This is a genomic window from Gluconobacter japonicus, from assembly GCF_002723975.1.
In the GTDB taxonomy this organism is placed as follows: Bacteria; Pseudomonadota; Alphaproteobacteria; order Acetobacterales; family Acetobacteraceae; genus Gluconobacter; species Gluconobacter japonicus.
In genome coordinates, this window is the sequence record NZ_BEWO01000013.1 from 1 (window position 1) to 13,094 (window position 13,094).

Below are 13,094 nucleotides of genomic sequence, written 5' to 3' on the forward strand. Positions count from 1 at the left end.
CATTTTCCCTTTTGCCGCCCACTTCATTGATCGGATAAAGGACACTCTGTTAACGCTATGAAAAGCTTTCTACGGTATCCCCAGACGAGATTGAGAGCGCACCCTTACAAAGCGTGTATCGTACGCATCCCTTTTCTCGTAAGCCGTTTTTCGCTCCAGGAGTCTCCGATGACGGTCGATACACTACCCTCCATTACGTCTTCTCTCTCACCTGATGAGAGGGAATGGCAGCTCATTATAGACGCCGTGGACCCTAGAATTCGTCTGATTGTTGCGAAAACCGTCGAAGAACGTGCTCCAGAAGGTGTGGAGTTTTTCTACACCACGCTTTTAAATCATCCAGAAGCCTCTCCTTTTCTGTCTAACCAGATCGTCAACGATCATTTGCACTCTGCTCTTCTAAAATGGTGTCTGTCACTTTTTTCAGCTCTCGCTCCTGACCTTTCGTCGCTTATTGCGACGCAACGCAGGATTGGTCTCGTCCATGCACGGATCCGGGTTCCACTCCACGTCGTCATGCATGGAGCGCGCCTTCTTAAAAGCACTTTGAGGCAGTCTCTTTTTGACAGTGCGCTCTCCTCGAAAGACTTGTCGACAGCAATTAACTACGTCGAGAACATGATGGATCTCGCCATAGAGACGATGAGTCGGGAGTTTGTTCGAGATCTTCAAAAAGAAATCGAGACAGATGAAGCCTATCGATTGATAACTTTAGGACAGGATGTCACCCTCGAAAGGGAGGTGCAACGTGCCGCCCTACTGGACTGGGGCCACAAAATTCTTCTGTCCATTTGCTGTAACGCTCCCCCTCCCCTCCCCCTCCTAGAATCTTCCGGCTTCGGGTTATGGCTTAATCACAAGGGTAGTCTGCTTTTCCCCAACACTAGCGGTATCGAACATATCAGGACTGCTATCCGCAGGATTGATCATGTTCTGGTTCCTTCACTCGCTCTGGAAACACCGCCAGCAGCGACACGCATTCATGAACTGCAAGCACAAATCGAAGAAATTCGTTTTTTGATGGATGATCTCTTCAAAGAAAGCGAAGCTCTTGAAAGTGGCCGCGATCCCCTCACCTGCACTTTGAACAGACGCTTCTTACCAACCATCATGGCAAGAGAAGTTGCCCAATCTATCCGGAGGCAAGTTCCTTTCAGTATTCTGATGATCGATATCGACCACTTCAAAGCAATTAATGATCGTTACGGTCACACCGGTGGCGATGCGGTTTTGCGTCAAGTGGCGGAAAAACTGGTTGCATCCTGTCGAACGAGCGATTTCATCTTCCGTTATGGCGGCGAAGAATTTCTTGTTGCTTTGGTAGAAACTGATGCACAGCGTGCGTTCCAGGTTGCTGAGAATATTCGCGAAAACATTACTCAAATCTCCACACAGCCAACCGGGAGCACGTCCTCTGTCACTGCTTCAATCGGAGTTGCCCACTTTGAAGGGCACCCCGATTATACGCATCTCATCGAGGATGCGGATCGCGCCCTGTATTATGCGAAGGCACGTGGCAGGAACTGCACAGTCATTGCAACGCCCAACTTGGACAGCCTGCCACGTTATTAACATCCAGAATGAAGGATATTGAAAGCCACGCTTGGATTTATTCCTTACCAAGCGCTGTATTCAGAACCGCAGCCAGCCTCACACCAGCTTGTTGTAGTCGCAACTGAATGACTGGCCATGCGATCGACGTGTACGCATCGCGTATATCTGCAGCCTTGGTCTCGGGAAGAGCTCCGTAAGCAATAGAACGGGCGAGAGAATGGCTTTCGTCGGTCCAATCAACTACCGCGTGATACAGATCACCTCCAGAAAGATCAGCAACCCAATATGTCGTTTCGTCTGCTGTAATGGTGGAAGCCAATTGATTGGCCTCTGCGCGGGCTTTGGTAAAATCAATCGTGTAATGTGGCCCCACAACCAGCGAAGCCTGACGATCCAGCACGCCCTCATCCCAAAGAGCATGAAGATTTATATGCCCGTTCTCTGTTTCTCCATAATAGGAAAGACGAATGGCATTTCCGCCTTTGTCATGATCGCGTTCAGCCGCGTGCAAGGGTTGATGCAAATCACCTACAAGATGCACAACCCATTTGAGAGCATCCAGCCTCTGCTGCGGTGTGGCTGAACGATCTGCCAGTTGCTTTTCAAGCTCTGGAAGTTTTTCAACAACGCAATTGCCGTCCGCACAATCACGCTCACGTTCGTAGGCCGGATTGGCAACATCTGTGTCGACATAATGCCACACTAATGTTTGGGGGAGACCGCCCTTCTTTTTGGGAACATGTCCGATCGTATCGGGCCAGGATGCAACCTGATCTAATGTTTGATGCCCCTCCAAAGCAAGAAGAGCCTGCACGGCCTTTGCAGCTTCCGGTGTCAGACGGTCCTGAGCAATGTCAGCAACAATCGCATGGCCATATGGTCCCCATGCGTGAGCCTGCGGAGTACTGAGAATTACGGAAACGCAAGCTAAAGCAGCAGGGAATATCCATGAGCGCATAGAGAAAATCTCAAATCAAAGATGAAAGCTGATTTCTTTCTCTCATTCTTGCGGAATGCTCACAAGAAAAACCGGCAGGGTTGCCGGTGCTAAGAGGGCTGTTTTTTATCCACCCTAAAATGACCGAACGGTTCAGTAACACCTTTTCAGAAAACGCGTCTGCCCTTACACAGGAACAAGAACAAGCTGACCCAAACATCGAGGTACACTTGCAACAGTCGGACCCACAAACAAAAGGTGCCTCTGCTCCAAGCTGGAAGCTGTCAACGGGAGAGAACGGTCCGGTTCTGTCTTTGCAAGGTTCCTGGACAGCCCGCAGCGGCAGCATTCCCTCTTTTCCGAAGAATGGTCTCGACGATGCTCCGGCCGGAAGTGTGCTTGCATTTGATACACGTGAAACAGCGCGCTGGGACACAGGGCTTATTGCTTTCCTGTGGGACGTCAAACGCATAGGTCATGACAGGCACATCACTCTGGAGACACAGAGTCTTCCGGCACCGATGCGGCAATTACTTGATCTTCTGCCAGATGTTCCGGCGGTCAAACCTGCTCCCCGTCCGAAACGTCTTCCCTTCCTGGAAGCCCTCGGCGGACGCACGCTGAGTGGCCTGACGGAAATCGGAACCGTTGCCAGCCTTGGCGCCATGACGGTGAAGGGCGGCTTTCTGGCGTTAAGCGGTCGCAGCCGAATGCGGTTTGTCGATCTTCTGACCGATACGACGAATGCCGGCCCTTACGCTTTGCTGATTGTTGGCATCGTCAATTTTCTCGTTGGGGCCATTCTCGCTTTCGTTGGTGCTGTGGAACTCCAGAAATTTGCAGCCGGGATCTATGTTGCGAGCTTGGTTGGGATTGCGATGGTGCGTGAAATGGCGGCTGTCATGACGGCCATCATTATGGCTGGCAGAACAGGCGGGTCTTACGCTGCCCGCATCTCAACCATGCAGGGCAATGAAGAAATCGACGCGCTGAATGTTTTCGGTATCCCGACATCTACTTATCTGATTTTGCCTGCCGTTTTGTCGCTCGTCATCACCATGCCGTTTCTGTATCTCTATGGTTGCCTGGTCGGGATGCTCGGCGGCTTCGTCGTGGCTATTTCAATGCTCGATATTACGGCTGCCGGATATTTCCATCAGACCGTGACGTCCTTTGGGATTGGCCAGTTCATCTTCGCATTCGTGAAAAGCATTGTCTTTGGGGCATTCATCGGCCTAACCAGTTGCCGCATTGGACTAAAGGCAGGACGATCAGCCGCAGACGTCGGTATTGCCGCAACACGCGCCGTGGTTGTTGGAATTGTGGGCGTCATCGCCATCGACGCCATCTTTGCCGTTATCGCCGACGTGGTAGGGATCTGATCCATGAGCGATACCAGACCAACCGTTCTTTCCATGAAAGACGTCACACTCGCTTTCGGCCCCAAGGTCATTCAGAAGAACATTACTCTGGACGTCAAAAAGGGCAGTATTTTTGCGGTTATGGGTGGATCAGGGTGCGGTAAAAGCACGCTTCTGAAAAGCATGATTGGCTTGCTGCGTCCGACTACCGGGGAATATCTTGTCGATGGTGTTCCATATTGGGATGGATCTGAAGCAGAAAGAACCGAGCTTAATCATCGGTTCGGTGTTCTGTTCCAGAGTGGTGCGCTCTGGAGTTCCATGACAATCGGGGAAAATGTCGCCCTTCCTCTTCAGATGTTTACGGATCTGAAGCCCGATGTCATCCGAAGACTGGTTGAACTGAAGCTTGGTTTTGTTGGGATGTTACAAGCCATAGACCTTCAGCCTTCCGAAATCAGTGGCGGTATGCGCAAACGTGCAGGTCTGGCCCGCGCCATCGCGCTTGATCCGGACGTTCTGTTTTTCGACGAGCCGTCTGCCGGTCTGGACCCTATTACATCAGCCCGTCTGGATGATCTGATCCTTAATCTCCGGGATGGGCTGGGGGCGACGATTGTGATCGTCAGCCATGAGCTCTCCAGCCTTTTCCATATCGCTGACGATGGCATCTTCCTGGATGCCAAAACCAAAATACCCATCGCTCATGGCTCTCCACGAGACCTGCGCGATCACTGTGATGAACCTCAGGTCCATGCTTTCATGCATCGGGAACGTGACGAAGAAGGACGCAATTGATGAACAGGCAAGCTCTTGTCGGTGCCTTTGTCGTAGGCGGTATCGGGCTGGCCGTTGGGGCGTTTGTGCTTTTCGGCAACTTTCATCCCTTCACCCGTATGGAAAAGGCTGTCCTGATTTTTCACGGCGCGTCTTCTGGGCTTTCCGTCGGGGCTCCCGTCACGTTTCGTGGTGTACAGGTTGGCGCGGTGGACAAGGTTGTCATCGAATACAACCCGGAGACAAAAGACGCTTACATTCCCGTGTATGTGACCATGCGTCCCGATAATATTACCCTGACAAGCAATTCAGCGCACCACCTTCCAACGATCAGGGACCTCGTCTCCCAAGGTCTACGGGGGGAAATGAACCTCAAAAGCTTTGTCACAGGTTCGTCCGAGATTGATCTGGATTTCGCTCCGGAAGTTCCCGCTGTTCTGCATCCTGCAATTGCAACGATGACGGAAATTCCTACCAAACAGTCTTCCATTCAGGCTATGTCCCAAACCCTGCAAAATCTTCCCCTCAAAGAACTGGGGGATAATGCCAATGCGTCCCTTGCGGCAGTGCGGGAACTTTCTGACAGGCTGGACCGCGATCTTCCTGTATTGATCGAAAGTATTCGTTCCACGTCCGATCATAGTCGGGACATGGTTGATGCCAGCCGAGATCTGATCACTCATCTTCAGCCGCAACTTGAACAGACACTTAAAAGCCTGAACAGGCTGGCCGATGCCGGATCAGAGCAACTTAACGCGCGCGGCAAGGATCTCCATCAACTTCTGGAAAACAGCAATGTCATGATCCAGAGAGCGGATCAAAGCCTGAGCAATATTCAGAGCATGACCTCCCCCCGCTCTTCTGAGAGAGCCAATCTGGAGGCAAGTCTGCGGGACCTGGCCTCTGCTGCTTCTGCACTTCGCGGCTTTGCCAATGATGTCGAACGCAATCCGCAACTTCTGCTGACGGGACGCCGCCCATGAAACTCTCTTTTGCTTCTTTAGCCGTTACAGGACTGCTACTGAGCGGATGCGCCTCCGCACCTATCCAGTTCTACACTCTGGGCGCCCCTGCCATTGCGAGCACAACTACCGCGCTTGGCCCTACCACGCCGGTTGTTACTGTCGATCCGGTGCAAGTGCCTGATTATCTGGATAGTCAGGATATGCTTGTCAGACACGGAGACGTTCTGGACCGTAGCCCGCATGGCCGATGGGCAAGCCGCCTGTCACGCGGAGTGACGGATCTCGTCACCGCCAGGCTCTCGCAGATTTGGCCATCCGTTTTCGTAACGTCGCAGAGTTCAGCATCAACGCCTGGGACGCGACTGAACATCACGGTCACACGACTGGATATTGCAACAGACGGTCTGGGCACACTGGAAGCGGACTGGTCTTTCATTCCCACAAACGAGAAGAAACCTGCCCTGCATCATCGGGCAAGTTTCACAGCCCGCGGCTCGATTGTCACGGATGCAGGGAACGTTGCTTTGACACGCGATTTGGTTGAGCAACTTTCCGCGGCAATCGGAGCCTCAACTCCACAGCTCTAACAATATATCGCAGGGATCACGAACTACTCTGCGATATGCCCCTGCTCACTCCGCGGGTTGAGCAGCCATCAAAGTCACAACATCGTTCCATTCTGGCGCTGCATCCGCCGCGCCATGCCGGGTTGTCGCAAGAGCTCCGCATGCTGAAGCGATACGTACCGCGTGTTCGAGGGTATGTCCCTGCGCCAAGGCAAACGCCAACCCGGCATTGAAGCAGTCTCCTGCCGCAACCGTATCGACAGGTTGAATCCGAAACGGCGCGCTATATCCGCTCTGCGTACCATCATGCCAGAACACGCCGCGACTCCCCATTTTCACAAGAGCTGCTTTTACTCCTTTGGTGAGCAGAGCCTCGGCTGCGCGTGCCGCATCCTCAACAGTGTCAGGGCGGATACCCGTCAATTGAAATGTTTCACTCTCATTGGGCGTCAGAATATCGATTTCCTGCCAAAGATCTTCCAGAAGTCCGTGTTCCGGTGCGGGAGCTGGATCAAGTACTACAATAGCTCCAGCACTCCGCGCACGTCGCGCCGCGGCAAGAACCGCAAGCTGCGGAATTTCCAATTGCAGCAGAAGAACTTTGGCGCGCCTTAACCACTCGTCGGCGGAAGAGACATCCGTTTCATCAACAGCCATATTTGCGCCACCAACAACAGTGATGCAGTTTTCGCTGCTTTCATCAATTCCAATCAAGGCAATACCGGTTGGATTGGCCGCATCCTCACGCAGAGGAGAAAGGTCCACACCAAAGCGCTCCAGTTCCTGACGCGCCTGTATACCAAAGCCGTCCTGACCAATCCGACCTGCGAGAGCAACCTGCACTCCGGCTCCGGCCGCAAGCCGCCCCGCCGCCGCAGCCTGATTACTGCCTTTGCCACCGAGCATGACGGCGTAGCTTTCCCCATGAACTGTCTCTCCTGGCCGCGGCAGACGGGCGGCCCGAGCCGTAACGTCAATATTAATGCTTCCAAAAGACAGGATCAGAGGTGTGTTGTCGGACATGGCTTCATCTCAATAAAAAGAAGCCCCTCTTTAACACTTCACATGACTTTCCGTCAGCATGACGTGCATCATTCGGGGGTAATGTGATCAGGAAACGCCTGCATCACACCTTTGATCTGCAAACAGCCATTATAAAAAACATCCGAAAACAGTGCTGCTCATGCCATTTCCACGGGTGACGCATTTCATCTCATCCGCCCCTCAAAAACTTCTAAATTTCCCCATTTCTCTTCGAATATTATTTTCTATCAGAAGAGTATTATTTTCATTTTAATGCCCTCATTGTTAAGCTATCCTTCACACATTCACTTGTTTTGCACTGAGGTCTGGACGGACCTGCTGTGCGTCCTGCTCGAAACAGATATAGCTCAAAAGGTTCTGTCCGTTATGTCTTCTACCAGCCGCCAGACCACCTCCCGTTCCACGACAAAAAAACCCGCAACCTCCGCCCGTACAAAAAAAACCGAGCCGGTTGTTGAAGCTGCGCAGGAGCCGGAAGTAAAAGTTGAAGTAATAGAGACGGAAGTCGTTTCAGTACCCGTCGTAAACCCTTTCCTTACCGACATGGTCTGTGCTTTTGACAGCGCCTGGTATGTCCGCGAATACCCTGATGTTGCAGCCGCTGGATTTGATGCCGCAACACATTATAGAGAATCTGGATATCGCGAGGGTCGGCAGCCAAACCGTTTTTTCAGCCCGCACGATTATCGCGCAGCCAATCCCGATCTTGCAGAATATGAAGGGGACCTTTTCCTGCACTTCATTTTCTATGGCATCAAGGAAGGCAGACGTCTGCGCTAGTTCTGGAGCAAAGCCTTGGCCTGACAGCCTTTTGTCCTGCAAACAGAGCAAAGCCACATTGATCTGAGACCCTGAACGGGAGAAACTTCTTTTATGAAGCCCGTTCAGGAGTGTGGAACCATGGGAAACCGCCGCTTACGTATTGCCATCGACATGGACGAAGTGATCGCGGATGCTTTTGCTGCGCAACGTCTCTGGTATCAGGTTACCCATGGATACACTTGGACTGATGACGAATTAAAAGGTCGACATCTGGGAGATCTGGCCGCTCCGGAACATGCTGAGGACATGCAGAAACTCCTCCATGCCGGAGAGTTCTTCGCTGATCTGACGGTCATGCCTGGTGCCAAAGACGCATTGAAACAGCTCAGTCAGGATTTCGATATTTTCATTACGACTGCTGCGATGGAATATCCTGCATCCTGTGCGCCCAAATTTCGGTGGCTTCAGAAGAATTTTCCTTTTATTTCCCCACTCAATATCGTTTTTTGCGGCCATAAAAACATTCTCGCTGCAGACTATCTGATCGACGACAATGTGCGGCATTTCCGTAATTTTCAGGGTCAGGGCGTTCTTTTCTCCGCCCTTCATAACCAGAACGTAGCGTGGTCTCCCCGCGTCAATAACTGGCACGAGGCTGTTTCTTATCTGAGTGGCCAACTGCACTCTCAAAAAGAGTGAGTTCTCAGGCTGACCATGCGGCGAAACGCGGATAATAATATTACAATATTGTAAGCTGCTTTGGTTTTTTTGCTTTTGGCTTTGTGCCTCAGTTTACGATACAGCTTTGCTCCCGTTTTCAGCTTCTGGTCTGTGAGCACGCTTCCTTTATGTCCACCCCGTTTCGCTCTGGTGCATTCCGCCTCTCGCCTTCCGATTACAGTGCTCTTACAGACGCAGCACAGCAGAACCCGGAAGTTTACTGGCAAAACCAGAGCACACGACTGGACTGGATCAGATCCCCCTCCTCCGCGCAGGATACCGGAAATGGTTGGTTTGCAGACGGAACGCTGAATGCCAGTGTGAATTGTCTGGACCGTCATCTTGAGAGCAGAGGAGAACAGATTGGCCTGATCTGGCAGGCGGAAGAAGCCGATCATGTTGTTCGCCTGACTTACCGTGATCTGCATGCGCGTGTTTGCCAGATGGCCAATGTCCTGCGCGACCACGGGATCTCTCGTGGCGACAGGGTTGCGATTCACCTTCCGACTGTTATCGAAGGTGTGGTTGGCATGTTGGCCTGTGCCCGACTGGGGGCCATTCATGTTGTGCTTTTTGGCGGTTTTTCGCCGGAAGCCATTGCGGATCGACTGGCCGATAGCGGTGCAACACTGGTTATCACGGCAAATGTCGGGCGACGTGGGGCAAAACGCATCCCTTTCAAAACCACCATGGACTCTGCCCTGAGCCTCCGGCCTGAGACGCTGTCCGTTCGGAGTGTTCTCGTTGTTAGCGTGACGGATGAGCCCGTTCCGATGCAGGCCGGTCGCGATGAACTGCTGACCCCGCTTCTGGAAAAAGCCGAGACCTCCTGCCCGGCCGAAACGATGGCCTCTACGGACCCACTGTTCCTGCTTTATACGTCAGGCAGCACCGGAAAGCCCAAAGGAATTGTGCACGGAACTGGTGGTTACCTGACATGGGCCTCCTACACGCATGAACTGGTCTTTGATCATCAGAAGGGCGATGTTTTCTGGTGCACCGCAGATATTGGCTGGATTACAGGCCACAGCTACGTCGTTTATGGTCCACTTTCGAACGGTGGAACCATCCTTCTGTTTGAAGGTATGCCCTCTCATCCGACCCCCGGTCGCTGGTGGGAGGTTATTCAGTCCCACAAGGTTACAACATTCTACACCTCCCCAACGGCCATTCGTGCCCTGATGCGGGAAGGCAACGACCTGCCACGTCAATATGACCTGACCTCCCTGCGCGTTCTGGGAACTGTTGGAGAGCCGATCAGTCAGGAAGCGTGGTCTTGGTTTGATGACGTGATTGGCGGTGGCCGGTGCGCATTCGTTGATACATGGTGGCAGACCGAGAGTGGCGGCATCATGATTTCGCCTGTGCCAGGTGCAGTCAAAGAAAAGCCGGCTTCTGCCACTCTCCCTCTTCCGGGCGTTCATCCTGTACTGCTAGATGACAAAGGACAGGTTCTGGACGGGGCGACCGAAGGGGTTTTGTGTCTGGATGGGTCCTGGCCGGGTCGAGCCTTGACCATCTGGAACGACGACGCACTCTTTCAGACGACTTACCTGCGCCCCTATCCCGGCCATTACTTCACGGGTGATGGTGCGCGCCGTGATGAAGACGGATATTACTGGATCACGGGGCGGGTTGATGATGTCATCAATGTCTCCGGTCATCGTATCGGATCGGCCGAAATTGAAGACGCACTGGCTGCCGAGCATGCTATTGTCGAAAGCGCTGCCATTGGCATTCCGCATGACCTGAAGGGTCAAGGGATCATCGTCTATGCTGTTGCACGCGATCCGTCTCATCCGGAACTAGAAATGCTTGCGGTTCGCGCCATTACAGCCAAGGTCGGGCGCTATGCGGTGCCGGAGAAAGTCTACATCGTCCCGGATCTACCGAAAACGCGTTCTGGAAAGAACGTACGACGCCTGATGCGTAAGATCGCCTGTGGGGAAACAGACGGGTTGGGCGATCTTTCGACACTCGCCGATCCGGAAATCGTGGACGTTCTGATCCGTATTGTGCAGGGCTGACTGATGCCTCTGGTCGGATCCTTGATAAGTGTCCAGCCAAGCCATCCGAAAGGCAGAATATTATGGGGCCATTCCGGCGCATCGTAATCCCCGCCACGTGGCGGAGCGACATTCTCGCCGGAATGTCCCTTACTTTCACCAATATTCCGCAGGTTCTGGGGTATGCCCGGATAGCGGCCATGCCTGCCGTTACAGGGCTCTATACCGTGCTGCTTCCTTTGGCAGGGTTTGCGCTCTTCGGGTCCTCCCGGCACCTCGTCGTGGCTGCAGATTCTGCTACAGCGGCCATTCTTTCCGGCTCCCTGAGCGCTTTAGCGCCGATCGGAAGTGCCCACTACATCACACTTGTGAGTGCGACAGCCCTTACTGTAGCGGGACTGCTTCTTGTCGCACGCCTGTTTCGGCTTGGTTTTCTGGCTGACTTTCTTTCCCGCACTGTTCTGGTGGGCTTCATGACGGGCGTGGGAGCTCAAATCATGATCGCCATGCTGCATGAACTGATGGGTGTTCAGAGCGATGCGCGCACGCCCCTTCGTCAACTTGTCCAGATCTTTGGCAATCTGCATCAGGCCAATGGTCTTTCAATCTGTCTGGCTGCTGCGACAATTGGCGTCATTTTCCTTCTCAACCGTTTTTCACCGCGCTTTCCAGCTGCATTATGTGTGGTCGTCGGAAGCATAGTGCTTAGCAAATATGCCAGGCTTTCAGATCTTGGCGTTTCGACGCTCGGGCCCGTCAGTGGCGGCCTTCCTCATTTTGGAGTGCCGCTTATTGCCTGGAGCGAGTTTGTATCGCTTCTTCCGATCGCAGCGTCCTGCGTCTTCGTGATCATCACACAGAGTGCCGCAACCTCCCGATCTTTTGCGACCCGGTTCAACGAACCCCTTGATGAGAACAAGGATTTAAAAGGGTTATGGATTGCCAATACGGCCGCAGCATTATGCGGGACATTCACCGTTAATGGCAGTCCAACACAAACGGCTATGGCCGTACGATCCGGTGCACATAGCCAGATAGCCCAACTCACCTTTTCGGCTCTTACCCTGCTTGTTCTCCTGTTCTTTACGGGTCCCTTGCAGTATCTCCCTCAATGCGTTCTGGCCGCTATTGTGTTCATAGTGGCAATCGGGATGGTCGAAATCCGCACGCTGTTCGCCATCCGTCGTGAAAGCCCCGGTGAATTCTGGCTCGCTTTGACAACTGCAATCGTTGTTCTGGTTTCAGGCGTTGAGCAGGGTATTCTTCTGGCGATTGCCCTGTCGCTTTTTCGGCACGTCCGGCACAGCTATGCGCCTCATACGGCCGTGCTTCAGCCTTTTGGAACGAACGGTACGCTTGAGTCCGTTCCTGCCAAAGGCGGCCTTGAAACTCAGCCTGGCCTGATCGTCTTCCGCTTCTGTGCAGACCTGTTCTATGCGAACTCGGCCCGGTTCAGCCGAGACATTCTAACCCTTGTGAACGATGCCCCTCATCCTGTGCGATGTATTGTGGTAGAGTGTAGCCCGGTTACGGATATTGATTATTCGGCTGCGGAGGATTTGCGATCTCTCCTTGAAAATCTGAACCTGCGGGGAGTGAGGATGTTTTTTGGACGCGTCAGTCCTGAGCTAAAAGCAGACATGAACCGTCATCGCCTCATTGGTGTGATTGGCGTTGAGAACCTGTTTGAGGAACTTCATACCGCTCTGGCCTCTGCCCGACAGTGGCTCTCCCAATCAGAGCAAAGTTCTCCGACGCCATGATGGATGGTCAGAAGGACGATAAAAAAGACCTTACGCGCCGACAAAGTAAAAAAGATCGGACGGCCACAGCCTTGGCATGGGAAGCTCTGCGACTGTTCTCGAAGCAGGGCTACGAGGAGACATCGGTAGAGCAGATTGCAGAAGCGGCCAATGTCTCGCGTCGAACCCTGTTCCGTTATTTCTCGGGCAAAGGGGACATTATCCTTGCCTGGACCAGCGAGATGACAGAGGCGCTCAAGAATGCAATCGCATCCGCCAGCCCGGATGCTTCTTTGCAGGATATGGTTCTGTTGGCGCTTCTCCCTGTTGTCCATCGCATTACGGCAAACAGGGAATATGCTTATGCTCTGGTTCAGCTTCTGGAACATGAACCAGCGTTGCGCAGCGTCAGTTTGCAGAAATACGAAGAGTGGGAAGAAGCACTGGCTAAGGCCCTGATGGCCCGCCTTCCCCCCACCTATATGCCCTCTCTCGCCGCACGATTAATTGCTCGCACAGCCATTGCGACATATCGCACTGCTGTTGATGAATGGATGAAGACGGAAGGCGAAGCTGATCTTGAAGATCTGCTTCGCCGCGCTTTTACTTTTCATCCACTTCTTTGGATGGAGGACAGTCCTCTCAGTTTGGGCTGAGAGG

Annotated in this window: 12 protein-coding genes; 10 read left to right on the top strand and 2 right to left on the bottom strand. The window is 53.0% G+C overall.

From position 1 onward, the window contains the following. Nucleotides 1–168 precede the first annotated feature (168 nt). Nucleotides 169–1,572 carry a diguanylate cyclase gene (locus GJA01_RS09825; protein WP_061929420.1) on the top strand — a complete coding sequence of 468 codons (1,404 nt, stop codon included), beginning with the start codon at nt 169–171 and terminating at the stop codon, nt 1,570–1,572. 37 nt (nt 1,573–1,609) lie between these two features. On the opposite strand, the gene GJA01_RS09830 is transcribed toward GJA01_RS09825, so the two are convergent. After that, nucleotides 1,610–2,512: a S1/P1 nuclease gene (locus GJA01_RS09830; protein WP_062503302.1), complete on the bottom strand. Its 903-nt coding sequence runs from the start codon at nt 2,510–2,512 to the stop codon at nt 1,610–1,612. A gap of 209 nt (nt 2,513–2,721) precedes the next feature. On the opposite strand from GJA01_RS09830, the gene GJA01_RS09835 reads away from it, so the two are divergent. The 4 genes from GJA01_RS09835 to GJA01_RS09850 are packed head-to-tail and all read left to right on the top strand — an operon-like array spanning nt 2,722 to nt 6,181. Beyond that, on the top strand, nt 2,722–3,873 hold the full coding sequence (locus tag GJA01_RS09835; RefSeq protein ID WP_062503311.1) for an MlaE family ABC transporter permease: 1,152 nt from the start codon (nt 2,722–2,724) through the stop codon (nt 3,871–3,873). 3 nt (nt 3,874–3,876) lie between these two features. Next, nucleotides 3,877–4,650: an ABC transporter ATP-binding protein gene (locus tag GJA01_RS09840; RefSeq protein ID WP_010502619.1), complete on the top strand. Its 774-nt coding sequence runs from the start codon at nt 3,877–3,879 to the stop codon at nt 4,648–4,650. Next, nucleotides 4,650–5,612 carry an MlaD family protein gene (locus GJA01_RS09845; protein WP_062503300.1) on the top strand — a complete coding sequence of 321 codons (963 nt, stop codon included), beginning with the start codon at nt 4,650–4,652 and terminating at the stop codon, nt 5,610–5,612. Before GJA01_RS09840 ends, GJA01_RS09845 begins: the two co-directional genes overlap by 1 nt. Further along, nucleotides 5,609–6,181: a PqiC family protein gene (locus GJA01_RS09850; protein WP_062503298.1), complete on the top strand. Its 573-nt coding sequence runs from the start codon at nt 5,609–5,611 to the stop codon at nt 6,179–6,181. The genes GJA01_RS09845 and GJA01_RS09850 overlap by 4 nt, the downstream gene beginning before the upstream one ends. Before the next feature lie 45 nt (nt 6,182–6,226). Here the strand turns inward: GJA01_RS09850 and GJA01_RS09855 are convergent, their stop codons facing one another. Continuing rightward, a complete protein-coding gene (locus tag GJA01_RS09855) occupies nt 6,227–7,183 on the bottom strand; it encodes a ribokinase (protein WP_062503296.1) in 957 nt (318 codons plus the stop codon). 387 nt (nt 7,184–7,570) lie between these two features. On the opposite strand from GJA01_RS09855, the gene GJA01_RS09860 reads away from it, so the two are divergent. The 5 genes from GJA01_RS09860 (at nt 7,571) to GJA01_RS09880 (ending at nt 13,090) form a co-directional block, all read left to right on the top strand. Continuing rightward, nucleotides 7,571–7,984, top strand: coding sequence for a hypothetical protein (locus GJA01_RS09860; RefSeq protein ID WP_062503309.1), 414 nt, complete (start codon nt 7,571–7,573; stop codon nt 7,982–7,984). 120 nt (nt 7,985–8,104) lie between these two features. After that, nucleotides 8,105–8,665, top strand: coding sequence for a 5' nucleotidase, NT5C type (locus GJA01_RS09865; protein ID WP_062503294.1), 561 nt, complete (start codon nt 8,105–8,107; stop codon nt 8,663–8,665). A 149-nt stretch (nt 8,666–8,814) separates the two neighbouring features. Next, a complete protein-coding gene (gene acs, locus GJA01_RS09870) occupies nt 8,815–10,713 on the top strand; it encodes an acetate--CoA ligase (RefSeq protein WP_062503293.1) in 1,899 nt (632 codons plus the stop codon). A 62-nt stretch (nt 10,714–10,775) separates the two neighbouring features. Beyond that, nucleotides 10,776–12,455 carry a SulP family inorganic anion transporter gene (locus tag GJA01_RS09875; RefSeq protein ID WP_062503292.1) on the top strand — a complete coding sequence of 560 codons (1,680 nt, stop codon included), beginning with the start codon at nt 10,776–10,778 and terminating at the stop codon, nt 12,453–12,455. Between the two features lie 71 nt (nt 12,456–12,526). Continuing rightward, the gene (locus GJA01_RS09880) at nt 12,527–13,090 is read left to right on the top strand and encodes a TetR family transcriptional regulator (protein ID WP_255312270.1); all 564 of its coding nucleotides are present in this window, start codon (nt 12,527–12,529) and stop codon (nt 13,088–13,090) included. Nucleotides 13,091–13,094 lie beyond the last annotated feature (4 nt).

What these genes read in the sequence shown, in the direction of transcription:
- GJA01_RS09845 (WP_062503300.1), top strand. Translation starts at nt 4,650, where the DNA reads ATGAACAGGCAAGCTCTTGTCGGTGCCTTTGTCGTAGGCGGTATCGGG.
- GJA01_RS09875 (WP_062503292.1), top strand. Translation starts at nt 10,776, where the DNA reads ATGGGGCCATTCCGGCGCATCGTAATCCCCGCCACGTGGCGGAGCGAC.
- GJA01_RS09855 (WP_062503296.1), bottom strand. Translation starts at nt 7,183, where the DNA reads ATGTCCGACAACACACCTCTGATCCTGTCTTTTGGAAGCATTAATATT.
- GJA01_RS09840 (WP_010502619.1), top strand. Translation starts at nt 3,877, where the DNA reads ATGAGCGATACCAGACCAACCGTTCTTTCCATGAAAGACGTCACACTC.
- GJA01_RS09825 (WP_061929420.1), top strand. Translation starts at nt 169, where the DNA reads ATGACGGTCGATACACTACCCTCCATTACGTCTTCTCTCTCACCTGAT.
- GJA01_RS09865 (WP_062503294.1), top strand. Translation starts at nt 8,105, where the DNA reads ATGGGAAACCGCCGCTTACGTATTGCCATCGACATGGACGAAGTGATC.
- GJA01_RS09830 (WP_062503302.1), bottom strand. Translation starts at nt 2,512, where the DNA reads ATGCGCTCATGGATATTCCCTGCTGCTTTAGCTTGCGTTTCCGTAATT.
- GJA01_RS09860 (WP_062503309.1), top strand. Translation starts at nt 7,571, where the DNA reads ATGTCTTCTACCAGCCGCCAGACCACCTCCCGTTCCACGACAAAAAAA.
- GJA01_RS09850 (WP_062503298.1), top strand. Translation starts at nt 5,609, where the DNA reads ATGAAACTCTCTTTTGCTTCTTTAGCCGTTACAGGACTGCTACTGAGC.
- acs (WP_062503293.1), top strand. Translation starts at nt 8,815, where the DNA reads ATGTCCACCCCGTTTCGCTCTGGTGCATTCCGCCTCTCGCCTTCCGAT.